The organism is Desulfosporosinus shakirovi (assembly GCF_020595055.1).
Lineage (GTDB): Bacteria > Bacillota > Desulfitobacteriia > Desulfitobacteriales > Desulfitobacteriaceae > Desulfosporosinus > Desulfosporosinus shakirovi.
In genome coordinates this window covers 85,897-109,940 of record NZ_JAJDOO010000008.1, presented here as the reverse complement: position 1 = coordinate 109,940, position 24,044 = coordinate 85,897, and the positions used below count along the sequence as shown (strand labels likewise).

Annotated in this window: 26 protein-coding genes, 1 tRNA gene and 1 pseudogene; 15 read left to right on the top strand and 13 right to left on the bottom strand. The window is 39.9% G+C overall.

Translation table 11 applies throughout. The annotated features are described in order from the left end of the window. Positions 1 to 110: 110 nt before the first annotated feature. The 6 genes from lonB to mazF all read left to right on the top strand — a co-directional run bounded on the left by lonB (position 111) and on the right by mazF (position 6,823). On the top strand, positions 111 to 1,859 hold the full coding sequence (lonB, locus tag LJE72_RS09330) for an ATP-dependent protease LonB (protein WP_229247303.1): 1,749 nt from the start codon (positions 111 to 113) through the stop codon (positions 1,857 to 1,859). 79 nt (positions 1,860 to 1,938) lie between these two features. Further along, the gene (lon, locus tag LJE72_RS09325; RefSeq protein WP_229247302.1) at positions 1,939 to 4,359 is read left to right on the top strand and encodes an endopeptidase La; all 2,421 of its coding nucleotides are present in this window, start codon (positions 1,939 to 1,941) and stop codon (positions 4,357 to 4,359) included. 227 nt (positions 4,360 to 4,586) lie between these two features. Further along, on the top strand, positions 4,587 to 4,832 hold the full coding sequence (locus LJE72_RS09320; protein WP_229247301.1) for a hypothetical protein: 246 nt from the start codon (positions 4,587 to 4,589) through the stop codon (positions 4,830 to 4,832). Between the two features lie 45 nt (positions 4,833 to 4,877). Further along, positions 4,878 to 5,519, top strand: a complete 642-nt coding sequence (gene yihA, locus LJE72_RS09315; protein ID WP_248286288.1) for a ribosome biogenesis GTP-binding protein YihA/YsxC — start codon at positions 4,878 to 4,880, stop codon at positions 5,517 to 5,519. 738 nt (positions 5,520 to 6,257) lie between these two features. After that, positions 6,258 to 6,491, top strand: coding sequence for an AbrB/MazE/SpoVT family DNA-binding domain-containing protein (locus LJE72_RS09310; protein WP_229247300.1), 234 nt, complete (start codon positions 6,258 to 6,260; stop codon positions 6,489 to 6,491). Further along, positions 6,485 to 6,823 carry an endoribonuclease MazF gene (mazF, locus tag LJE72_RS09305; protein WP_229247299.1) on the top strand — a complete coding sequence of 113 codons (339 nt, stop codon included), beginning with the start codon at positions 6,485 to 6,487 and terminating at the stop codon, positions 6,821 to 6,823. Before LJE72_RS09310 ends, mazF begins: the two co-directional genes overlap by 7 nt. Positions 6,824 to 7,257: 434 nt before the next feature. On the opposite strand, the gene LJE72_RS09300 is transcribed toward mazF, so the two are convergent. The 6 genes and pseudogenes from LJE72_RS09300 to LJE72_RS09275 all read right to left on the bottom strand — a co-directional run. Next, positions 7,258 to 7,809 carry an ATP-binding protein gene (locus LJE72_RS09300; RefSeq protein ID WP_229247298.1) on the bottom strand — a complete coding sequence of 184 codons (552 nt, stop codon included), beginning with the start codon at positions 7,807 to 7,809 and terminating at the stop codon, positions 7,258 to 7,260. Between the two features lie 135 nt (positions 7,810 to 7,944). Next, entirely contained in the window at positions 7,945 to 8,352 is a 408-nt protein-coding gene (locus LJE72_RS09295; protein WP_229247297.1) for a C-GCAxxG-C-C family protein, read from the bottom strand. 25 nt (positions 8,353 to 8,377) lie between these two features. Continuing rightward, positions 8,378 to 8,743: a GNAT family N-acetyltransferase gene (locus LJE72_RS09290; RefSeq protein WP_229247296.1), complete on the bottom strand. Its 366-nt coding sequence runs from the start codon at positions 8,741 to 8,743 to the stop codon at positions 8,378 to 8,380. Positions 8,744 to 9,057: 314 nt separating this feature from the next. After that, positions 9,058 to 9,291 (bottom strand): hypothetical protein, encoded by a 234-nt coding sequence (locus tag LJE72_RS09285; RefSeq protein ID WP_229247295.1) that lies wholly within the window; start codon positions 9,289 to 9,291, stop codon positions 9,058 to 9,060. Positions 9,292 to 9,578: 287 nt separating this feature from the next. Continuing rightward, positions 9,579 to 10,022, bottom strand: a complete 444-nt coding sequence (locus LJE72_RS26035; RefSeq protein ID WP_229247294.1) for a DUF4362 domain-containing protein — start codon at positions 10,020 to 10,022, stop codon at positions 9,579 to 9,581. A gap of 52 nt (positions 10,023 to 10,074) precedes the next feature. Continuing rightward, a pseudogene (locus LJE72_RS09275) lies at positions 10,075 to 10,289 on the bottom strand (IS1595-like element ISDess1 family transposase); the annotation flags it as partial. Between the two features lie 419 nt (positions 10,290 to 10,708). On the opposite strand from LJE72_RS09275, the gene LJE72_RS09270 reads away from it, so the two are divergent. After that, entirely contained in the window at positions 10,709 to 10,945 is a 237-nt protein-coding gene (locus tag LJE72_RS09270; RefSeq protein ID WP_229247293.1) for a DUF2651 family protein, read from the top strand. Positions 10,946 to 11,650: 705 nt separating this feature from the next. Here the strand turns inward: LJE72_RS09270 and LJE72_RS09265 are convergent. Next, positions 11,651 to 11,986: a nucleotidyltransferase domain-containing protein gene (locus tag LJE72_RS09265; protein ID WP_229247292.1), complete on the bottom strand. Its 336-nt coding sequence runs from the start codon at positions 11,984 to 11,986 to the stop codon at positions 11,651 to 11,653. Positions 11,987 to 12,309: 323 nt separating this feature from the next. Between LJE72_RS09265 and LJE72_RS09260 the strand changes: the two genes are divergently transcribed. From LJE72_RS09260 to LJE72_RS09250, 3 genes are all read left to right on the top strand, one after another. After that, on the top strand, positions 12,310 to 12,465 hold the full coding sequence (locus tag LJE72_RS09260; RefSeq protein WP_229247291.1) for a hypothetical protein: 156 nt from the start codon (positions 12,310 to 12,312) through the stop codon (positions 12,463 to 12,465). 17 nt (positions 12,466 to 12,482) lie between these two features. Beyond that, entirely contained in the window at positions 12,483 to 12,671 is a 189-nt protein-coding gene (locus LJE72_RS09255; protein WP_229247290.1) for a plasmid mobilization protein, read from the top strand. 489 nt (positions 12,672 to 13,160) lie between these two features. Further along, the gene (locus tag LJE72_RS09250) at positions 13,161 to 14,273 is read left to right on the top strand and encodes a DNA cytosine methyltransferase (RefSeq protein WP_229247289.1); all 1,113 of its coding nucleotides are present in this window, start codon (positions 13,161 to 13,163) and stop codon (positions 14,271 to 14,273) included. A 54-nt stretch (positions 14,274 to 14,327) separates the two neighbouring features. Here the strand turns inward: LJE72_RS09250 and LJE72_RS09245 are convergent, their stop codons facing one another. The 5 genes from LJE72_RS09245 to LJE72_RS09225 form a co-directional block, all read right to left on the bottom strand. Further along, entirely contained in the window at positions 14,328 to 14,483 is a 156-nt protein-coding gene (locus LJE72_RS09245) for a hypothetical protein (protein WP_229247288.1), read from the bottom strand. A gap of 18 nt (positions 14,484 to 14,501) precedes the next feature. Then, positions 14,502 to 16,121 carry an AlwI family type II restriction endonuclease gene (locus tag LJE72_RS09240; protein ID WP_229247287.1) on the bottom strand — a complete coding sequence of 540 codons (1,620 nt, stop codon included), beginning with the start codon at positions 16,119 to 16,121 and terminating at the stop codon, positions 14,502 to 14,504. Beyond that, positions 16,111 to 16,623 (bottom strand): hypothetical protein, encoded by a 513-nt coding sequence (locus LJE72_RS09235; RefSeq protein ID WP_229247286.1) that lies wholly within the window; start codon positions 16,621 to 16,623, stop codon positions 16,111 to 16,113. The genes LJE72_RS09240 and LJE72_RS09235 overlap by 11 nt, the downstream gene beginning before the upstream one ends. Before the next feature lie 595 nt (positions 16,624 to 17,218). After that, positions 17,219 to 17,356: a hypothetical protein gene (locus tag LJE72_RS09230; protein ID WP_229247285.1), complete on the bottom strand. Its 138-nt coding sequence runs from the start codon at positions 17,354 to 17,356 to the stop codon at positions 17,219 to 17,221. 126 nt (positions 17,357 to 17,482) lie between these two features. Continuing rightward, complete coding sequence (locus tag LJE72_RS09225) at positions 17,483 to 17,935, bottom strand: helix-turn-helix domain-containing protein (protein WP_229247284.1); 453 nt, start codon at positions 17,933 to 17,935, stop codon at positions 17,483 to 17,485. Positions 17,936 to 18,890: 955 nt separating this feature from the next. On the opposite strand from LJE72_RS09225, the gene LJE72_RS09220 reads away from it, so the two are divergent. After that, on the top strand, positions 18,891 to 19,067 hold the full coding sequence (locus tag LJE72_RS09220; RefSeq protein ID WP_229247283.1) for a helix-turn-helix domain-containing protein: 177 nt from the start codon (positions 18,891 to 18,893) through the stop codon (positions 19,065 to 19,067). 31 nt (positions 19,068 to 19,098) lie between these two features. After that, positions 19,099 to 20,478: a tyrosine-type recombinase/integrase gene (locus tag LJE72_RS09215; protein ID WP_229247282.1), complete on the top strand. Its 1,380-nt coding sequence runs from the start codon at positions 19,099 to 19,101 to the stop codon at positions 20,476 to 20,478. Positions 20,479 to 20,539: 61 nt separating this feature from the next. On the opposite strand, the gene LJE72_RS09210 is transcribed toward LJE72_RS09215, so the two are convergent. Then, positions 20,540 to 20,614, bottom strand: a tRNA-Thr gene (locus tag LJE72_RS09210). Positions 20,615 to 20,742: 128 nt separating this feature from the next. Between LJE72_RS09210 and LJE72_RS09205 the strand changes: the two genes are divergently transcribed. The 3 genes from LJE72_RS09205 (at position 20,743) to LJE72_RS09195 (ending at position 24,028) form a co-directional block, all read left to right on the top strand. Next, positions 20,743 to 21,861: a hydrogenase small subunit gene (locus LJE72_RS09205; RefSeq protein WP_229247281.1), complete on the top strand. Its 1,119-nt coding sequence runs from the start codon at positions 20,743 to 20,745 to the stop codon at positions 21,859 to 21,861. Positions 21,862 to 21,871: 10 nt separating this feature from the next. Further along, positions 21,872 to 23,275 (top strand): nickel-dependent hydrogenase large subunit, encoded by a 1,404-nt coding sequence (locus LJE72_RS09200; RefSeq protein WP_229247280.1) that lies wholly within the window; start codon positions 21,872 to 21,874, stop codon positions 23,273 to 23,275. 96 nt (positions 23,276 to 23,371) lie between these two features. Next, positions 23,372 to 24,028: a cytochrome b/b6 domain-containing protein gene (locus tag LJE72_RS09195; protein ID WP_312038911.1), complete on the top strand. Its 657-nt coding sequence runs from the start codon at positions 23,372 to 23,374 to the stop codon at positions 24,026 to 24,028. Positions 24,029 to 24,044 lie beyond the last annotated feature (16 nt).

Genomic DNA, 24,044 nt, shown 5'->3' with positions numbered 1-24,044 from the left:
TTAATATAAGCATCCCCGGTGTTTTTTTGCTTGTCCTCCTTTCTAAGGGTTTTTTCCCTACTTTATGGCAATACTAAAATAAGAGAGATTGCTAGGAGGGAAATTTGTGCATGAATGGACTCAGCGGAATAGTCATGATGGTTCAGTTAATATTTGCCGTTGTGATTGGGCTTTACTTTTGGGGAATGCTCAAGTCTCAACAGGGAAATAAAGTCTCCGTAGAACGAGAATCACGCAAAGAACTGGAAAAACTGCAAACCATGCGAAAGATTGCTTTAACCACCCCTTTATCAGAGAAGACTCGACCCGTACATTTTGAGGAAATCATTGGGCAAAAAGAGGGAATTAAAGCCTTGCGAGCTGCCTTATGCGGCCCGAATCCACAGCATGTACTCATCTATGGGCCTCCCGGTGTCGGCAAAACGGCTGCTGCTCGGTTAATCTTAGAAGAGGCTAAGAACAATACTCTGTCTCCCTTTAAAGGAAGTGCCCATTTTACTGAAATTGATGGTGCAACTGCACGTTTTGATGAGAGGGGAATTGCAGACCCTTTGATAGGCTCGGTTCATGACCCCATTTATCAGGGGGCTGGTGCCATGGGTTTAGCGGGAATTCCCCAGCCTAAACAGGGAGCCGTCACCAAAGCACATGGCGGAATTTTATTTATCGACGAAATTGGGGAGCTTCATCCCATTCAAATCAACAAGCTTTTAAAGGTTTTAGAAGATCGTAAAGTAACCCTGGAAAGCGCCTATTACAGCTCGGAAGACTTAAATATTCCACAACATATTCATGATATATTTCAAAACGGTCTGCCGGCGGATTTTAGACTTGTGGGGGCAACCACTCGGAGCCCGGATCAAATTCCGCCTGCCATCCGCTCCCGGTGTATGGAGGTTTACTTCCGGGGATTGCTTCCGGATGAAATAGCAGAAATCGCTCAGGTAGCTGCAGCCAAGATGGAAATGCCCATTACCCCGGAGGCTGTTGATGTCATCAAACAGTTTGCCAGTAATGGCCGCGAAACCGTAAATATGGTTCAGCTTGCCGCAGGAGTGGCCCTCACCGATGAATTGTCGGAAATCAATGTAGAAATTGCAGAATGGGTTGTAGCAACCGGCCAATACGCTCCCCGGCCGGATAAAAAGGTGCCGACAGAGCCATGTGTCGGGGTAGTGAACGGTCTGGCCGTCTATGGTCCCAATATGGGAAGACTTCTGGAGTTAGAAGTCACGGCTCTTCCTGTAACTCCGGGCACCGGCGAACTATTAGTGACGGGGATTGTGGAGGAAGAAGAACAAGGGGATTCAGAGAAGAAGTTTCGACGTAAAAGTATGGCTCGAAGTTCGGTGGAAAATGTTTTGACTGTTCTGAGACGGCAAATGGGAGTGGAGCCTAAAAATTTTGATATCCACGTCAACTTTCCGGGGGGAGGTCCGGTAGACGGTCCCTCTGCGGGAATTGCCATTGCAACCGCTACAGTGTCCGCTATACGCCAAGAAAAAGTTGACAATTATTTGGCTATGACCGGGGAACTCTCCATTCGTGGGCGGGTTAACCCTATAGGGGGTGTTGCGGCTAAGATTGAGGCTGCCAAACAGGCCGGGTGCAAACGAGTTTTGATTCCTAAAGAGAATTATCAAGAACGTTTTTCGGAGTTTAAGAAGGAGATAGAAATTATTTCCGTGGAAGAACTCTCAGAAGTTCTGAATCTTGCGCTGACCTCAACAATTAAGCTGGAGAAAGTCGAGACCAGGCCTCCCCTTGAAGAGGTTTTAAGCAGATTGGATTTTGGAGTGGTTAATAAGGCAGTTACAAACATAGTCGCTAATTTGCCTGATCAAGGCAAAACATGTTAGAATAGTTCAAGATAAGTTTGGCACACTAAGCTGTAGTGTGTCTTTTTTTCAAGATTTTTTCAAAATGGGGGGATATTTTTTGATAAAAGAACGTGAATTACCATTACTCCCGTTACGTGGGATTCTTGTTTTCCCTTATATGGTCATTCATCTGGACGTAGGCAGAGAACGGTCTATGGCCGCGATTGAAAAAGCCATGCTCGATGATCGAATTATACTTTTAACGTCCCAAAAAGAGACGGAGATTGATTCACCAAATCCGGATGATTTGTATGAGATGGGCACGATTGCTGAAATAAAGCAACTCTTAAAACTTCCGGGAGGCACTATGAGGGTCTTAGTTGAAGGGATTTCCCGAGGCCGAATTCTGGAATTCCTTGAGGAAGACGAGCATTTTAGAGTGCGCATTGAGGAATTAGAAGAAGAAAAGAAATCTTTGACGCCGGAGTTAGAGACTCTTGTACGAGGGATGACCCATCAGTTTGAAGAATATGCCAAACTGGGTAAACGGGTTCCCCTAGAAACCATCGGAACCGTGTTAGCCGTTGAGGAACCAGGTCGATTAGCGGATATTGTGGCATCCCATCTTAACCTGAAGGTACCGGATAAACAAACTATTTTAGAAGCGATGTCAGTCGAGCTGCGCGTGGAACGGTTAACTGAACTTATTATGCGTGAGATTGAACTGCTGGAATTGGAACGGCGCATCGGGCAAAGAGTTCGCAAGCAAATGGATAAAGCGCAAAAGGAATACTATTTGCGGGAACAAATGAAGGCAATCCAGAAAGAGCTGGGAGATAAAGATGAGCGTCAAGCTGAGGCGGAAGAATACCGAGAGAAAGTCGCCAAGGCTAAATGTCCCAAAGAAGTTGAAGAAAAAGCACTTAAGGAAATTGAACGGTTAGAGAAAATGCCTCCTTCTTCAGCAGAGGGCACGGTGGTTCGTACTTATTTAGATTGGCTTTTAGTCCTGCCCTGGAACAAGTCTTCCAGAGATAAAATCGATTTGAATCGGGCAGAAGAAATTCTGAACGAGGATCATTACGGTCTGGAGAAAATCAAAGAGCGAATTTTAGAGTTCTTGGCAATTCGTAAACTAACACCGAAAATGAAAAGTCCGATTCTTTGCCTGGTGGGACCTCCGGGAGTGGGGAAGACCTCCTTGGCCAAATCCATTTCCAGATCACTGAATCGCAAATTTGTGCGCATGTCATTGGGCGGATTGCGTGATGAGGCTGAGATCAGGGGGCATCGACGCACGTATATCGGGGCATTGCCTGGACGAATCATTCAAGGGTTACGTACCGCCGGAACCCGTAATTCTGTCTTTCTTCTGGATGAAATCGACAAAATGTCGTCGGATTTCCGTGGCGACCCTGCTTCTGCTCTGTTAGAGGTGCTGGACCCGGAACAAAACAGTACTTTCACAGATCACTATTTAGAAGTCCCTTTTGACCTCTCCCAAACTCTGTTTGTGTTGACGGCTAATACTTTACACACGATTCCTCGACCGCTCCTGGATCGGATGGAAGTGATTACTCTAAGTGGGTATACAGAGGATGAGAAGGTCAATATCGCTAACCGTTATCTCGTTCCTAAACAATTAGAAGCCCACGGACTTACCAAAGAAGTCTTTACTTTGGAGGAGGATGTCCTGCTCAAAATAGTTCAAGGGTATACCAGAGAATCCGGAGTACGGGGTCTTGAGCGACAAGTAGCCAACCTTTGTCGAAAAATAGCTGTGCGCTGGGTGAAGAAGGAATGGGAACCTCATACCTTAACAGTTGAAGATTTACAATCCACCCTGGGAGTTCCCCGTTATCATTTTCAAGTAGCCGCGAAGGCACCTGAAATCGGAGCAGTAACGGGACTTGCCTACACGGAAGTTGGCGGTGTGGTTCTCACAGTAGAAGTAACCCCTCTGCCGGGCAAAGGAAGGTTAACCTTAACCGGCCAACTGGGGGATGTCATGAAGGAATCGGCTCAGGCGGCCTGGACTTTTATTCGGGCATATGCCCTGCAACTGGATATTGAAGAAGACTTTTATGACAGAACCGATCTGCATATCCACGTTCCGGAAGGTGCAACCCCTAAAGACGGTCCTTCTGCGGGGATTACCATGGCCACGGCAATGGCATCTGCCATAGCAAAGCGATCCGTTCGCTCGGATCTGGCTATGACCGGTGAAATAACCTTGCGCGGCAACGTATTGCCTATCGGGGGTGTAAAGGAAAAGGTTTTGGCAGCCCACAGGGCAGGAATTAAAGTGGTACTTCTTCCTGAGGAAAATCGCAAGGATCTGGAAGATGTTCCGGAGAATGTCCGCAAAGTCATGGAATTTCACTTTGTCAGCCGAATTGAGGAAGTGTTGAAGCTGGCGCTTTTGCCGCTGGCTCATTCTGATAAAGTTCAGAAGGATATGCCGGTTCATTCTGTGTATGGACAGGGCGGAATACCGGATACGGTGCCGAGATCAGAGGAGAGGCCGACGACCTGCTAGAGAGGGTCGCGAGACGCTGGGGACGGTTTAGGGTCTTTTCTGGGGAGAGGGTCGCGTCACACTTGTTCAGCCGTGCGGTCGTCGTGCCAAACTAGGGCTTTAATCCGGATGCGGGAGAGCAGGGTTCCCGGCCAATGCGACGTCCGCCGGCCATGGATGGCCAAGTGTCCCTGTAGCCCGAAGACACTGTCTTCGCACGAATTAGCCTTCTTGCAGGAGGGCGGGAGGTGACCCTGTCGCATGGCCGGCGGAAAACGTCCTTGTTTTCCGCCCTGCTTGATGAAAGCGGATTAAAGCCGAGTTTGGCTACGACTCACGCAAAGGCATTCACGCCGTGTGATCGCGATCCTCTTGGGTTGATGACGAAGGCACGGGGGACGGTTTTAGGGTCCTTTCTGGGGAGAGGGTGGCGACACACTTGTTCAGCCGTGTGCTCGTCGTGCCAAAATGAAGCCAGGGGAAAAGGAATGTAAGTTAGAGTGCAAGTCAAGAAAACTTGCACGAAAGGAAGAGGTATCTTGATAGTCATTAAGAAGGCAGAGTATGTAGCTTCTGCTGTAAAATATGAGCAATATCCTGTTGATGGATTGCCGGAGATAGCGATGGCTGGGCGGTCAAATGTTGGTAAGTCATCGTTGATTAACAGTTTTTTAGGACGGCGTAACCTTGCGCGGACAGGGAATACACCGGGGAAAACTCAAACCTTGAATTTCTATAGAGTCAATGATGGTTGGTTTTTAGTTGACTTGCCCGGCTATGGCTATGCCAAGGTCGCCAAGGCTGTAAATGCCCAATGGGGTCCTATGATGGAGCATTATCTCAAAAAGCGTGAGCCTTTGCGTGCGGTCATTCAAATTGTCGATATTCGCCATGCTCCGAGCGTTGAAGATATCGAAATGCAGCAATGGTTGCGAACTATGCAGGTTCCAACCATGATCGTGGCAACCAAAGTCGATAAAATTGCACGTGGTCAGTGGGCTAAGCACTTGAAGGTTATCGCCAAAGCGTTAGATATCCAAGATGTGTCGTTGATCCTGCCCTTTTCGGCACAGTCAGGGGTTGGTAAAACCGAGCTGAATGAGGCTATTGAAGAGATCCTGGGCTTAAACCAGGAAAGTGCAGAAAAATCCGCAGCGGAAGCCGCGATGAGCGATTCTTAAGGAACTTACTTATTAGTAGCGATTAAGGGGTTAGAGGGAAAACCAAAATATCATTGGAAATTCGTCGGGTCCTTGATGAAATTTAGTAAAATTAATTGTAGACGGTTTTAGCTATGCCAATCTATAGTTATTAGTGGACTAAAACCAAGCTAAACTCTGGTAAACAGACAAACGTTTGAGTTTAGTAAATGTACTAAAATGTACTTAAAAAAGACACGCTTAGATGTTGCTAAGCGTGTCTTTTAGTCCGCGAATGTTTGATTGTTTGAGAACTATAAAATCGAAACCTATTTATGTCAAAAAATAACGTAAAACAGAGAAGAATAATTTTAGATTTAGCAGTTACTTTAGATGGTTTTATTGAAGGGAAAAATGGAGAAGTTGTTTTATATGGTCGATAAAGCTACGATTTATGGGGACAATATATTCCAAAAACTAAAGACTCTGATACAAAAGCTCAGTTACCGCCTTTAGTGCAATTGGATTTACAGAGCGCGTTTCTAGGTTACATAGAAAAACTAACTATTATTATCGGAAATATAGAACTCTGCTAAATTAGAACGAAGCTTAACGAGTAAAACACCTCACCAAGAGATATCGGGTACCAATCTCCAGCCCAAAATATGGTTTTCTTTGCTTCATTATAGCTTTGGGCATACTCAATGCCAAATGTTGATAAATTTCATTAAAATGTTTATACTTTGTATAAATTAAATAAAAAGAATGAGGTGACACACTATGGAGGCAATGGCCCGGAAATGGGGAAATAGCATTGGTATAAGAATACCGGCTTCAATGGCTAATTCGATAAAAATTAATGACGGGACCCCAATTGATATCGAACTTGATGGAGATAAGATCATTGTCACTCGAAAAAAATACGATTTAAAAGAATTACTTGCCCAAATCCCTGATAAATATGAACCGGAAGAAATAGATTGGGGAGAGCCGGTTGGAGGGGAAAAATGGTGAATAAGTATGTGCCGGAACGTGGTGATATAGTATGGATTCATTTGAATCCACAGGCCGGGCATGAACAGAAAGGGACCAGACCTGCTTTGGTTATATCCGTAAAGGAATATAATAGCAAGACCGGGATGGGTATTTTTTGCCCGATTACCAGCCGGGTAAAAGAATTTCCGTTCGAAGTTAAACTTCCAGAGGAATTAGAAATCAGAGGCGTTGTGTTAGCGGATCAAATTAAATCTCTAGACTGGAGAGTTAGAAACGTGAGTTTTATATGCAAAGTGCCGGAAGAAACGATTGATGAGGTTATTCTTAAATTAGAAGCGATCATAAAGTAAGTTGTGATTCGGCTAGGAGTTGGTTAGTTCCCCAATTCCTGGCCTTATTAACACTTGTTTTCGTTGCGTCTTCCAAATGTGCCAAATATCAACTATTTGATGTGGCAGATCCTTTTTTTAGTCCATCACATAGTTTCCCACAAATACCATCAACTCTATAGCGAGGCGTTTTATACTGAAGTACTGTGGGTTTTAAGAATAGCACTAAACCGCTGGCGCGGTGGTTTACGCCCCAATACAATAATTATGGTAATAAATTTTAGTAACCTTCTCCTTAAACCCAGGGCAACTTTCTTGAGTTTAAAATGAACAGGAATGTATTCAAACGACAGAATTGCAATCAACAAATACCCATCAACAGGAAAGATGGCGCTGAAATTCAGGCTCTTTTTGATGCCTGAGATAAGATGACTTAAGAGAATAAATGCATTCATTTACATATCAAGCCGTTTCAAGTGTTCCTTTACTATATTCGTACGTTCTTCTACAGTCTTGTCGCCTTCTATTTTTAAAATTGGACAGGGTAATTTCGAAAGCCAAAGATCATGTAAAGCCTTACTTCTCATGTCAGGTCCAGCTTCATCATATTTCGAAGCCCACTCTACAAATTCTTTATGCATTTGATACATCTTCCCACTTTGTTCTATTTCCATTCCATACCTTTGTCTATCCCTCTCAATTAGTCTTTTTATCCGAATTTCCTTTGGTAGTGACAAATAGACTACTAAATCGAAGTACGGGATGAAAATATCCCCCCAACCACATAACGAACCTGACAAAATCCATTTAGATGTACTATTCAAATCTTTTCTTAAAAGTTCTTGACGCTCTTCTATTTTTCTCTTTTGTGTAAATGGTACATCAGTGGAGGTCCAAAAATAATCATCCGTGTCAAAATGACAATAACCTATTTCCTTTGATAAATCCTTCGCAAGAGTTGTTGTCCCTGAAGCAGATGCACCTAAAATATGAATTCTTTTTATCATTGTTATTTCCCTCCGTCTCAATTCTTTGTCATCGGGGGATTTACCATCGAGGACGTGTAGGTTCAACAACATGTAAAGATAAAAATTATGCTGATACTGATGGTTTTAAGAATTATGCGAAATAAATCATCTTCTTTATATATAGCTGAGAGTAAATTTAACTGCCTTTTTTGTTATCTCTTCACATAAATGCGGTGGATTGTCTGGCTTGAACCCTTGGGGGCGAAGGTCTCTACAATTTAAACTTCCGAACTCTTTCTCAAATCCTTTGGCAAAGTCATTACACATAATTACTATTTCCTTATGTTGTAATCCTTTTTCCTTTCCTTTAATTCCGATAAACATTAATGCACTTGCAACCAATCCACACTGTGCTCCATATCTTCCCGCACCAGGTATTCCTGTTACTGCGTCAAGAATTTGAGAACTTAATTTTGTCTGAAATATCTCAGAAAGAGTTAGTAACGAGGTAGTTGCACAATTTAAGTCATTATCCCAATAATACCTGTGTACTTCTTCGTCTATAAACTGATGATATTGCATAGATTCCTCCAGTTACTCAAAATAATTATATTGCAAGTTTGTATAACGAGACAGTTCTTCCTTTTATGTTTGATGGAACTTCCCTTATATATTCCGTCCCTAATTTACCATAAAAGCCTTTGGAATTGGGGTCTGAAAGTATATTCAAAGAACTGATATTTTTCTTCATACATAATACCTTAGCAAATGATACAAGTTCAGAACCTACATTTTTACCTATATAATTGGGGTGAATGAAAATATGGTCAAGCCCATAACCCTTTTTGATTGTCAATTCCCCCGCTTGGAAATCCTCCTCAACTTCGACTATTGAAATAAATCCAATCGCCTTTCCATCGGTCTTTGCCACATAAACTTGATTCTGATTTATATACTCATGCGTTATTGTCAATTCTTCCTTCTAAATTTCAAAATATGCTTCGGGATATTTCCAATATCGTTTTGAAGCGAATGAAATCGAGGTAAGAATCTCGCTTTCATTTTCGTCTGCACTCGAAATCATTAAATTCATATACGATACCCCATTCCTATCACTTAAAGATAAATTCTACTTTATTTCCCTAAATCCTACGAATGCCGTCCAACTACATAGAGGTTGGACAGCATTTATATTACTGGGTTTAAGAATAACTGGAAGCTGGCATTACTGCCAATACGACGCATCATAAGAAGAATCGTATTAGTAGTATGACAAGTTAGAGCCGATTATAATGGGTTGTGAGATACGGAAAGTTTGTCCAACAGAGTCCTTAATTCTGGTTGTTCAACAATTAGTTTATGGGATACATTATTCTTTATTTGAGCGATTTGAACCTGGCCTTGTCCGACGCCAGTAAATTCAGTTCTATTGCCATCTAACAAGTACATAACAATTTTATTTCCATCATAATTTATTTTGTCTACCACCTCGGCATCGGCATCTACTGGTTTAATAGACATAATTAACCTCCGAACTTCTACTTCTACTTCATCTTCAGTCGTGGCCAGTTTCCCTTCTTCAGAAATGCCAATACCGAAAAACTTTATGTGAGAAAGGTTATCGAGGTCATTAATATTTTTCTCCCCCTTGACTCATCTTCAATCTCAACCTATCGGGCTATTTTTTACTTTGTTGGCACACAAATACTAACGATTAGTAATATTTAAAGTGAAACCTCTAATTCTCGGGTTTAATTTAAGCTTATTCTTGATTTTCGGCAATAAAATAAGGGATTCCTTGTAACCACCTATTTAGGAGATATATATACTTTTCTTTTGCCACCACTTTTATCAATAAGGGAAACGTATACGCCATTATTGTTCTCTTCTTTAATTGCTTTGGCATACTCAGATGTTTGGATACCCTTGTCAGTTCCAGCATATTTATCTTGTGAATTATCATAGGTATACTTAATAATGCCATTATTATATTCCAACGTTGTAAAGGTTGGGTCACCTTCATCGGTAGTTTGCCTTATTTGAAGATTTGCTTGTTTCCCGTTGTTGACAGCCTCTAAGAATTCCCCCAAATCCTTAATATCTGAAGCTTCATTATTTCGACTAACGAAGATATTACCTTGTACGACTTTCGCTTCTTGTGGCTGTACTTGTTGAGTTTCTTCTGAGTTAGAACAGCCAGACACCACCAATCCAAGGACGAACGTTGTGAAAACGATTCTTAACTTTTTCACGCTATCACTCCTATATTTATTATAGACCTAATACTAAGCATATTCTGACGGCTTATGCAACCATGAATTCTGCTAAACGCGATGACCTGTATGTTTCCCTCATCTGATAAAGACAGGAAGTATAAAGCCTTTGGAATCCAAGAAACGAAACCATGCCAAATAATTATCTTGGTACTTCTGGCAACCCCATTAAAATGTGCCAACCAATTTTTAAGACGTTTATGATAGTTATACGTTCTGGATATGGTAGATGCCCTTTTTAACATGTGTATATAGGTTTTGATGGCTACATTCCAAATGAGGAACTTTTAACTGAGGCAATAAGAGGCCTAATGGTTGGTATACTCGGATTTACACATCCATTGGGTCCCTCATTGTTCCAAAAGGCAACTTATCCAACGGATACCACCCCTCAGCTATTAATTGAACCATCAGAAGTCGTTATACAAGCTACTTGTAATGCTTTTGCAAGATATATTATAAGCCTATATATTTTTGAGAAATAAAATCAATTACCAAGAAACATTGATCGAAGAAAGAGGTTGATTGTGCGAATATCACATTAACCTCTTTCTTTCTGTTAAACAATGCTCTAATGATGATGCGAAATTGACTGGTAATCCACGTGTAAATATACTGTGATTTGTGTTACGCTTATATAAATAGATTAAAAAGGAGCTATAGATATGTTTGAACCATTAGTAATGCTTGTAGTGGTATATCCAATCTTAGTTTTTATAATATCTTTAATAGCACAGCTTATAATAAAGAAAAAGGCAATCATTTTATATATTTGTTTTGCAGGATGGTTTATTATAAGTTGGACTATATTTAAATCAGGTTTTTTAATTGTTCTTCCTTATACATTTATCTCTTTAATTGGAACACTTATTGGAGATTTGATCATTAAATTTAAAGGCTGAGTAAAAAACTCTTGGGACCTGCAACTTATAAATTCCCGATACCGTCCCTCTTCATGCTGAAAATAATCATTAGCATTATTAGTAGAATAGATACTGCTATATAACTCATTGTTACTGAATTGCTTTTATCTAATTTTCACCTGTAATTCGGTCAAGCATAAATGAGCGACGTTAGCATGTTTCCTGTCCTAGTTTCTTTATTAATTACAGTAGTAATTCCATCATTCACTAAACTCCCATTTAGTGACCTTCCAGTTATCCTGCTAATAAGTATAAATTAGGTTAATATAATTTCCTATTATAGACACAATGTCTTTCCCTAACCAGCCTCACTATAGCCTTAGGGCGTTTAGACGATACTGACACTGAGTAGTGCTATGACGGGATTTCCCGCACTGAGCTGTGTCGCAACGGAGATTTCTGACACTGAGAGTAGTGTCGCAACAAAGATTACTGACAATGAATAGCAGAATATGTTGAATACAATACTAAAAGAAGGGGGGAACCCTTCTTTTTTTGCTTACGAGTGGGGCATGGTCTACAAATCCGTTATTGTACTAATTACTAGTATCATTAAATCTTCTTAGGTTTTACATACTTCTAATTGTCGGTGAGTATCCTACGAAACCCTATAAGCTTCTGAATCGTATCTATTGATCTATTGTGTCTTTCTGAGTTAGCCAATAAAAATTGTGTTTTTTAGTCTCAGTCATGATCTTTAATAACAGATTCAGCGTTTTTCAAGACTTCATATAGGAGTGTTTCTATAAAAATCGGTCTTGAGAATGCTTCCTTTGACATTATTATCGGAACAATTAGGACATCGAATTCTAAGTTAGCTTCGAACGCGACATCCAAAATGGTATCACGTGTGATGCTATCATCATCTTTTACTAATAAAAATAGATCAATATCGGATTCTTCAGTGTCCGTTCCACTCGCGACTGAACCAAAAAGTCTAATATCAATCAAATTGGTACTCAGCCTTTCAAGCAACTGGGTACAAAAATATCTTATCGATAATAGATTTTGTTCCTCCATTTTCAACCCCTCTTCCAAAACTGAAATCAAAAAGTCTCTTTCTTGACGTAATTCTAACTCATATGGTCGATTTGGTTTATTCTTCAGCGTTTCTTCTATAAGCTGTAGTCTATGTTGTAAAAGTACTTTATTTTTGTATTCAAATCCATCCCTTTAGGTTCTTCCATATTATGTATAATAATATCTAGGTCTTCTTCCAAAACAACCTCTTGAGAATGTTCTTGTGCATTGTATTTTTCTATTCTCTGATAATGTATTGCGTAATCTAATTAATCTGGAGTATACTATGTTTAGCAGAAGAAACAAATAGAAGAGGCGATAAAATGAGAAACCCCGACATGACTTACTATGATATCTTAGCAAGAGATATTGAACTATATGTAAACCTAGAAGATGAAGAGTGCCACAAGCTAGAAGCAGTAACAGGAATTGATGGTGAACAAAGATATGATATCAAAATCTGGGCAAAGGAGGACTAGGGTAATGGGGTTTGTGCGTGAGTAAAGGCGGTATACGAGAGGGAGCAGGACGTAAACCTCGCACCCATGTAAAAGCATCTAATAGAACGGTCAGATTCACAGACGATGAATGGGACATAGTAAAGTTTAAAGCAGTTTCTGCTAATAAAACTGTTTCAGATTATATCAGGGCCATGGTTCTTGTGGAGGAGGAAAAAAATAGTTAGCCACCTGTTATGCGATTGATTCGCTAACCAAAAGATAGAAGGAAATTGCCATAGATGAATTCAAGAAAGCACTAAATGGAGCAATTGATACTTAGATAAAGTTGAGTAAAAAATGGGACATGATTGATGAGACACATTCTGATAAGCTTTCAGAGAAATATCCGTTTGACAAAGATTTGAGGAAGTAATATCTGATCTATTGGATTGGAAAGAAAGTCTTAAATAGTTGACTATGAATAAAAAGTATCGCCCTTGCCGTGCGTAAGCAAGTGCCGATACTTTTTATTATAAAAACTTATAGATTAAATATACAAAAATTTGGTCTATATCATCTCGCAAAGTTTCACTGGTAGAAGAATGGTTTAGCATTTCGGCGATTCGGTTGATATCAACACCTGATTTATAAAGATGGTATCCAAAACTTATTGCTGCAATTTCTATTCATATGCTTTATAATAGGGGTATGATTTTATTTTGGAGGTGATAAATATGATATTTAAGAAAGGCGAATTTTTCAACGGTCCAGGAGGCATAGCTCTTGGAGCAAAAATGGCTAAGGTAGTGGATAAAGATGGTATTGAATATCGTATTGAGCATCAGTGGTCAAATGAAATCGACGAATCTGCATGTCAAACGTATATTCATAATATTTGCCCAGATCGGCCTGAATCTGTAATTAACAAAGATGTGCGTAAATTAGACATAGAAAAAGATTTGGATGAAATTGATGCTTTCACATTCGGCTTTCCATGTAATGATTACAGTATTGTAGGCGAGAAAAAAGGCTTAGAAGGCAACTATGGACAGTTGTATGAATATGGAGTCAAAGTGCTTAGAAAATTTCATCCTAAGTGGTTTATTGCAGAAAATGTATCAGGCTTGAAAAGCTCCAATGATGGACAAGCCTTTATTAGGATTCTCCGAGATTTAAAAGAATCAGGATATAATATTACCCCTCATCTGTATAAGTTTGAAGAATACGGTATCCCTCAAGCTCGTCATCGAATTATCATCGTAGGAATAAGGGATGACATTAAAAAAGAGTTTAAAGTTCCTGCTCCAACGCATGGAGAAGGGAAATTACCATACAAAACATCCAAAGAAGCGATAAATGAACCCATTATTTCGGTAGATGCACCTAATCATGAATACACGAAGCACTTAGACAAAGTTGTTGAATTTTTAAAGTATATTCCTCCAGGTGAAAACGCTTGGTGCGAGAATATTCCAGAGCATCTAAGGCTTAACGTAAAAAATACGAAAATGAGTCAGATATACAAACGCCTAAACCCACAACTACCTGCTTACACTGTTACAGGAAGTGGGGGCGGAGGTACCCACATGTACCATTGGAAAGAACATCGTGCATTAACAAATAGGGAACGTGCCCGTCTTCAGACGTTTCCTGATGATTTTGTCTTTTTTGGTGGAAAAGAAAAAGTCCGACAGCAGATAGGAATGGCTGTCCCTCCTGATGGGGCAAAGATAATTTTGGAAGCGATATTAAAGACCTTCGCCAATGTGGAATATGACAGTATTGAATCTAAATGGAATATCGATGATCTTCTATTGAAGAACCAATTAGAATTGGTAGGTAAATAACCACCGTAAAAGGAGCTATAAAAAGCTCCTTTTTGGATTCTCATATAACTACCTTTAATCATACTTTTGATCAGATAATATCATCTTACAATTAGGGCATTCTACTGTACATTTTCGTTCATATTCCAACTCATCTGCCGACGATAAGCCATCTGGGTACTTTTCAATTTCATAAACAAGCATAACTCCACCGCAAGAACATAGGAACATTATTGTATCATCCTTACGTTATGTAGTTATTTTTGTTTGACGTAAGAACTCCCCAATTGAAGAATATGCTCGATTGTCAATAACTTGTAAGAACAGTTCAATTCGATCCATTTTGGATAACTGATTATCAATGCAGTAATCTAAAAAACCAAGCAAGACGTTGGCACTTAACATGATACCTTTTATGTCCCGATCGAGTATCACACGCTTTGCTAATTCACTGATCTTTTCCAGATTCTTCTCACCGCTCCAACCTGCCGCAGTAACGTAACCAAAGAAAGACACTTTCCTGTCTTTATAGCCTTCATAATTCGGAATATATTCAGAACTCATATGGGAGGCAAGCGATGCTGACAAAGCAAATTTCACTCTGTAGTTTTTGGCATCAATGATACCGCAGAGTTTATCGCCATATTTCAGCAGAATCTCGATTTCTGTGGTAACATTGGCATTTGGTTTTGGTCGCATCTCAACCTCAAATCCAATAGCTTTAAAGATTTCACCTGTTTTGTCTTCGAACAGAAGATTATTTTGTTCATTGAGATAGCCTTCAACAAAATCATTGTTAAGAGTTTGATAAACTGTTTGTGATAATTCGTCAGCGTATTTTTCGGCTTCCTTTTGAGAAAACTCGTTTAGAAATATGCTTGTTAGTTCATCACAAGATAGTCCTCCAGGATTAGGATAGTCCATTAATAATTCTCTGATCTTGTTCTCCGTCTTGCCTTTGTTTGTGGCAGGTTTGACAGAACCATAATTACTAGCTTTGTAACTATCAACATCTAGTCCATTATTTTCTGCCATACGTTGTAACGAAATCATGTATCTCGAATTATAGGGATATCTCTGATCAAAACGATCAATTTCCTCCGAAACCCTCTTGCTATCTACAGGATCAATCCTAAGTGCTTTTCCACGAAAATATTCAACAAGACCTGTGTACTCAGCGATAAGCATGAAGGTATGAGCAACATCCCCATGTGCGATTTCATAACTTCTTGCCGAATTGTCTAAGCGTTCCCGATGGTCATATCTCTCTGCAATCTCAATCTTTCTTAGTGCCTTTTCGAATGTATCTCCTTGCCTAAACTTGCGTATGTTGGTTACAACTGCGGGAAGTTCATCATCAGTTTTGGCTGTTAGTGCGAAAAATGTTATCTCTTCCTTGGTTAAAAAATAACTAAGTGAGGGTTGGTTTGTTAGTTTAATTAAGAATCTTGCAGGTCTAATGCGAAATCCACTTTCAAATGGAGGACGAAAGCCTGATTCAAGAAAATAAGCATTAGGTATCTGTAGAGTGAGTATCTGTTTAGCAACATTTTCTCTTACCTTTTTACCATCCATAACCGCCTTGCCAACCTTAGTCAGTTTAAGAAAACCCACTTCGTCAGTATAGACGTAAGCAAAGGTTTTTAACATTGCCGCCCATGTTCGTCCACCAGAACCATCGTTGCTCACGTGTTCACGCTTGATTCTCTGTTCGTTTAGTTTCCTTTCGAAGTTAAGATGAGCTTCTCTATTCCCTGACCATTTAATACTAAGTCCGTCCGTAGCATCACATAATGCAAGGAGTGCATCACGATGGAATTTCGGATCACGTTCTGGTCGCGTAATGAACCAAATCTTTCTAGAAGCCATTATTATTCCTCCCGTCATGACTTACTCGTTCTAAGACTCTGTAGTATGCATCCGTCTCATTAGGAGTTACTACATCACGAAGACCTTTCAATGCTTCAACGTATACCTTTAATCCAAAAAAGAAATCATATAAATCTTTATCAGAAGAAAGCAAATCATCAATATTGTCTATTATGGATAGATCAAGTGATACTGAAGTAATTCTAAATAATTCTTCATCAAATACAGAGGTAATTTCAACATCGTTATGTTTACTCTCGTTTCCCGATATCTTCAAGACAGCTACATAAGCCTTTATAAAAGTCGATAACCTCATATCTTCTAGTCCATTGAATATCTTGTTAAACCAGTTGCCACTTCGTCCAGTATTTCCACTTAATTCGGCATGAGTAATATTTCGGTCTTTAATAACTTTATCCATGTTCCTTGTAATACGATAGAGGATAATTTTGTTCAGTAGACTTTGTAGTAATTCAGTATCGTTGGGTTCATTGTTGGACACATTCTCGCCTCCTACCAAAAACCTTACGGTCTCACTTTACATTACATCTGGTTGACTCATATCACCTCATGAGGTTATTATGTTAAACCATTGTGAAATTATTAGTTGAAATTGTGATTGTTTTTTTCGCTTTGTAGTAATGGTAAGGAATATGATGAACCTCTTTGTCATATAAGCCTATGTCCTTAAATATATCCTTTGGAGCAATACAGTTGGGAGTTTGCAAGTACATATGATGAGAGAAAGATTTGGACTGGGAATCTTGGTTATTATTGTTGGCAACTTGATTTGGAGATTAGTTTGTGAGACTGCAATTATTTTTTTTAGGATGAATAAGCAGTTGGGGATGATTAATCAGGAGTTGAAGAGAGGTCTCAAGTGAAATGGGGTTTTGGCAGCCATTGATGCCTCAGAGAGCTCGGAACATCTTCAAAGGCATGCGAATCCTCACTTGTGTATCTAGAAGACCTTATGGGGCAATTTTGAGCCTGCTGGTGCATAATCCTGTTAGTTATAGACTCTCAAGTTAAATATCCTTTGAGAAGATGGAATACAGTTAGAAAAAATCCTCACCAAAGAAAGGCGAGGATTTTTTTTAACTGTACTGTTGCTTAACTTTGAAAGAGAGGTTATCTCCTCCTTTTGTAAGCACAAACAACAAGCCAAGGTTAATATAGATAGGTATATGATGCAGGTATATGATGTTTTGCTCGTCCATTCGAAATCTTGGCATATTAACAACTCCTAACAATTCAAGATAAAGAAGGAACCCAGTTTTGGATTCCTTCTTAACTGTTCAAGTTTTAGTGTTCCAAGTTCTTACTCCTAGCCCCCGTAAACCCTGGAGCTTAGCCCTCTCCTATGCCTTCCCTAAAAAGACCTCTATTTCTCCAACAACCGTCAAAATTTCTGCTCCTGATGTAAACCTTTTCGGTTCACTCCAATCCGCTGATATAATTTTCTCAAACAGTTTAATGATTAAATCTTTAATTTGCGTAGTAGCAAAAATATGATTTATACAAAAATCGCTCTTTACTATCACGTCTATAATTTCATCGAAATCATCAGTCTCATTTTGATTGGAAAGTTCTAGGAGCTCAGCGATGTTGAAATCAAGAGCTTTTGCAATATTTTGCATAATTGGATAGGACGGATTCTTTCTTTCATTCAGTTCCAATCTGTTTAAATATGACTCACTAATTCCAGTCATTTCCTTCAGTTCTTTCAGACTATACCCTTTTTGTTCTCTCCTCAGTTTTATGATTTGTCCAAACTTCGGGTCGACTGACCTTTCTTCTTTTTCCTTGTTCATATGCTTTTTCAAGCTCCCTTCTGATTTTAAATTCTTTGTATTATAGTAAAATATAAGGTTTATTATCACTTCATAGAACGGAAAAGTAATGAAGTAATAGTGAAATCTTAAATCTCTTTTTTATGTGTTATATAGTAGCGTGAACCATTCATCTATAGACTCTTGAAATCATTGTATATACAATGATTTCAAGGTTATTATTTCTAAATCCAACTTAGAAAAAAGAAATGCTAATGTCCAAAAATTTGTAAAGTCATAGGATACCATGTTTGCCCAGTTAATGGAGAAAAAGAACGAACGTAAAGACTCTGATAGACACATGAAGAACAATTAGTGCTAGCAACTCATTGGCGATAAAAAAAGCCCCTTAGGGGAGGCTGTTATTTTGCGAATTTTTCAGATAGAGGGGTAAGCTCCTCTATTTTTTGTTCATCTAGTTACTTGTTCAAGCATATACCGACTGTGTGTCTGCGAAAATCGTTATTCGACTCCATAAGGATATTTCATTGATTAACACAAATCCATCCTCAAGCCCTTAAAACTGCATATAGTAGCATTCTGTGGCTCTGCGACCCAATTCCTCATATTTAGGTCTTCGAACGCTCAGAGAGCCTTCTGATGCACAATAACTATCGACGAGGGCCTTGTAAGTTATGACAACTGTCTAAAGCCCACTTACTAGTAACTAGGTTCGACATAGGTTCGACATAAACGCTATATTCATCTCTTGCATTATTTGTTATTCTTTGTTCATCAAGTCGAAAGGAACGGTGCGAATGAGTAATTAAGAAATTGTGGAATGAAATCAAACAGGTGGGAACCGTTATGGTTCTATAAAATAATCTACATGGAAAGGGAATTTTCGAAATCTGCCTAAAGCTGTCAAGGGACAGATACTATTAACTCTTTTACTATTCATATAAAAAAGCTTTAAAAATAAAGGAGGACTTTATAGATGATTACAAAAGAAACTCTAACATTAACGATACCACAAGTCGCCGAAATACTTGGCATTAGCCGTGGATTAGCTTATCAGTTAGCTCGTAGTGGGCAATTACCCGTGCTACGACTAGGGAATAGAATGCTCATGTCTCGTATAAGATTAGATGAATTCATTAAAAATGGTGTGTAAATATACAAGAAGAGAGGAAATATTGGATTTTATGAGTAAAAATGAAACATTAAGCCACGGTAATTCCAATGATAATGAAACGAGGCCCAAAACGTCTAATGGTGAAGGTAGCGTTCGGTTTAAAACTGATAATTTAGTAGAAGGACGGGCAATGTTCAATGGTAAAAACATATATGTATATCTTAAAACTAAGGCTTGCAATGATGAAGAATCTCGGAAAAAAGCTATGGCTAAAACTAGGAAAAAGCTGAAGAAAGCGATATTTGAAGCTGAGCAAACGGGTGTTGTTCCCAGCTATATAAAGCTTTATGATTGGGTGAAAAAGTGGGTTAACGATAAAAATAACAAAAATAAGCTTAAGCCTAAAACATACGGCGACTATATAAGTCTTATTGAAACCCATTTAAAAGATTCACAGGTTGGGAAAACCGAAATTCAGAAGCTTGGTGTAGAGGATTTGGAAAAGTTTTATGTCGAAAAAAAGAAATATGGTCGTATACCAAAATTGCAAAAACAAACAGAGGGAATAGCTAAAACACTAGAACGGACGTCATTATCGATAGGGACGATTAGAAAAATGCATTCCATTATCCACTCCTCACTGAAAGATGCAGTAAAAAAGACCAAAATTACAAGAAACGTCGCACAGCTAGTGGAACTACCCAAAGAAGAGGAAAAGAAGAATGCATTTGGTGAAGTTGTTGATGAAGATGATTATTGTGCGTTTTCCCCTGATGAGCGGGTGGCATTTCTAGACAGAGCAAGGAAAAGTTCAAGTTTTCTCACTCTTTTAGTAATGCTTTACACGGGAATGCGGGTTGGTGAGGCGTTGGCATTGAAATGGCGAAACGTTGATTTAGAACGCGGAGAGATACGTATTCGCGAAAATTTTCAAAGAGTGAAAACTCCAAATGGTCCCAAGAAGACAGAATTAGTTGTAGGTCCGCCCAAAACGCGAGCAGGCCGAAGAGTTATACCACTACCGCAATTCATAGTTAATGAACTGATAAAACTTAAGGAAAAACAAGAGAAAGCAAAGGAAGATTGGGATGATGCCTACATTGACAAGGATTTGGTTTTCTGTATCGAAAACGGAAATTACCGTGAACCGAGAAATTTTACCCGTTCCTTTTACAATATCAGGGATAAAGCTGGCGTCAGTCCAATTAATTTGCATGGACTTCGCCATACCTATGCCACGATGCTATTTGAAAAAGGAGTACCTGCTAAAACCGTCAGTGTTCTCTTAGGTCATACCGATGTTTCTGTGACACTTAACATATACAGCCATGTCTTTCCAGAAATTAAAGCGTCTGCTATAGCAGAATTACCTGATTATGCTTCAGCGAAGGTAAAAGATGCTTTTGCGGAGAATAATACGGTTTTTGGTCCAAATTTGGTCATAGAGTGATTTAATAGTTTAACAAGAAAACCAAAAACCCCGCAATCGCTTGCGGGGTCTAAGTTTCCTATGGAGCCGATGGTCGGAATCGAACCGACGACCTGCTCATTACGAGTGAGCTGCTCTACCTCTGAGCCACATCGGCATTTTACGGACGATAGTAATCTTACTTTATTTTACTCGTTTCGTCAATATTATTTTCACTTTAATTTACTAAAAATTGAGTTTAATCTTCTCTTTTTGGAAATAATACCCTTCCAAGGAGGATTAAACATGTTAAGCCGACGTGACTTTCTAAAATTAGTAGTCAAAGGTGCTATATTAGGAAATTTTTATCAGCTTATCTCTCCTCCTCTAGCAGAAGCCGTAGCAGCTGGTGAGGTAAAAAAACTTCCTGTGGTCATGATTGAGACTGGCACTTGTACCGGTGACAGTATCTCTCTTGATAATATCTGGACACCAACTTTCTCTGATATTCTCACTAACATACTCGATTGGCGCTATGATTGGACTATGAATCAAGTACAAGGTGAAGCCGCCTACAGAATTCTTCAAGATACCTATGAAAATATGCCTAACGAGTATATTCTTATCGTTCAGGGATCTATGATTCAACGAGATGCCGGACATTATAACCATGTTGCATATGAAAATGGAAAGCTAATTACAGGTATCGAGCTTGTTCGCCGCATAGGGCTCAAAGCAAAATACGTCGTTGCCATCGGCAGTTGTGCTACCTATGGCGGCCCGGTTTCTGGTTATCCAAATCCCACCCAATCAACGGGTGTACAAAATATTCTTCCTGAACGAAGAGTCATTAACGTTTCTGGCTGTCCTGCTCATCCAGACTGGATCATGGGCACCTTACTCCATTTGGCTTTATATGGTGAACCTGAGCTTGAAAAATTTGGACGGCCAAAGCTTTTTTACGGTGAAACCGTACATAATCGCTGCCCTCGCAGGAAGGATTATGACCAAGGAATCTTTGCCACAGAAATAGGCCAGAAAGAATGCCTTTTTCGGGTCGGATGTAAAGGGCCAGTTACCTATGCGGACTGCCCGATTCGGCGCTGGAACGATCGGTTCAATTGGCCGATTGGATGTAACACGCCATGTATTGGGTGCACAGAACCTGGTTATCCAGATTTGATGTCACCTTTTACCGCTCACTTACCTGACATTCCCTTCCCTGGAGGGACAAAAGTTAATACTGACGCCATCGGTCTTGGAGTTTTAGGATTAACCTCTATAGCTATTACCGGTCATATCACGACATCTCTCTTTAAGGGGCGCATCCAAAAGAATTTACTTAAGACCTCTGTCAAAGCTCAACATCGTCCTGCCCTTAAAAAGGTTAAGACCTTTCATCAGTATTGGCCCAAAAAATCTTGAAAAAATTGGAGTGACCATTCTGGATAAAAGAACCATCTTTCCGATGAGCCGAATTCATAATCCCATGTTACTGGAAGCTTGGCTCGAAAACGGAGAAATAAAAGACGCCTATATCTCTGATACACTTTATCGAGGATTTGAACAAATTCTCATTGGTCGATCCGCTTTAGATATGCCTTATTATACCCAGCGCGTCTGTGGTATTTGTTCTTCAGCTCACGCTATAACCTCGGCACTGGCTGTGGAACAGGCTCTAGGGATGCACATTCCAACCAATGGGTTGTTAATACGCAATCTTATTCTGGTCAGTGATTTAATCCAGAACCATCTTCGTCACATCTACCTGTATACCCTGCCTGATTACTTCCGTGGACCAGATATTGCTCCATTTATTCCTCATTCAGAGTTCGACCTAAGATTATCCACAAAAGAAAATACTACATTAACAGAACACTATTTCAAATCCTTTGAAATAGCGCGAATTGCCCATTCAGCCTTTGCGGTTTTTGGAGGTAAGGCCCCTCATGGTCATGGGATTGTTCCCGGTGGTGCTAGTATGGAAGTTAATGTCGATAACGTAAGCCGTTATCGGGGATATATGATGGAGATCCTCGGATTTATCGACGACGTTCTGATTCCTGATATTACTCTGATTAAGGAGCGTTACCCTGAGTACATTATACTTGGCCAAGGGGTTGGTAACTATCTGTCAGTCGGCGGCTTTCCCAGTCCAGAGGGAAGCACACTTTTCTCTCAAGGGGTTATTCTTCAAGGCAAGCGGGAGAACTTTAATGAAAAACATGTCACAGAAGATGTTACAAACGCATGGTATAAACCCCATGGTCCTCTACATCCTATGGAAGAGGATACGGTTCCCGACCGTAGCCAAGCTAAAGGATACACCTGGGTTAAATCTCCTCGTTACCGCGGCCAACCCGTAGAAGTGGGACCCTTGGCCCGAGCCATTGTCAATAAGGAAGAAATTATCGGCACTGGAACCCTGGGTCGGATATGGGCGCGTGCACTTGAACTCAAAAAGCTGGCTAAAGCCACTCTAGAATGGCTTAACCGTCTCGAACCTGGGGCAGAAACCCTAAATCTTAAAATGGAGCAGGATTCTGGGGTAGGAATCGGACTTCATGAAGTCATGCGAGGTACCTTAGGACATTGGGTGTCTGTAAAAAACAAACGCGTCAAACATTATCAAATTGTTACGCCTTCTGCCCTTAACTTTGGTGCACGTGATGCAACAGGAACACGCAGTGTCGGAGAATCATCGTTACTCGGATTAAAAATTGGGTCTGAAGATCTTAAGGAAGCAGGCCGTGTTATACGTGCCTTCGACCCTTGCTTTTCTTGTAGCGTCCATATTATCGACGGAGAACAAATACGCACCTTGAAAATCCGAGTCTGAACCGAATGACTAATGTCTCCTCCACCGCGAAGTTTTTCTTTTGGTATTGAAATCGCTCATTCAAACAAATGTATGTTATAAGGGCAAGGTAGTAGTATGAAACACCATATCAAACTAAGAAAACCTCTTATGAAACAGCTTAAGAAAAGTAACGTAAAAGGAACAATTGTCCAATCTCAGCCCCTTTGGGTTAGAATTTTTCATTGGGGATTCACCGCAAGTCTAACTATAGTAATTTTATCTGGCCTCCAGTTACATAAACCCGCGAGCTTTTTAGCCTTAAATTTCAGTAAAGTTTTGACTGCCCATATAGTTTTTGGCTGGTTTTCATTGGGATTTCTAGCAATACGTATTGCGGACTCTTTTATCCGTCGGGACGATTCTTTGATCCCTAAAATCCAGGATCTCAGGCATTTCCCCCAACTTATGTCCTATTGTTTTTTCCTGCGTTCTTCTCCGCCGCCAGCCAGAAAGTATAATAGCGGACAACTATTGATCTATTTCTCATGGTTCGTATTGTTTCTATTGTCAAGTTTTCTAGGACTAGTGTCTTATTGGCAAGGAGAACACCTTATATGGGTTTGGCGGCTAATAGGAGGTTTTCAGGTACTCCGATGGACTAAGTTTATTACCACAATCTATTTTCTAGCGACAATACCTATCCACATTTATCTAAGTCTAACTGAGGATATTAGCCGTCTTCAAGCCATGGTCACTGGTTATGAACGAAAATCCCCGCCAAACAACCGTTAGTAAAAATTTTCCTCAA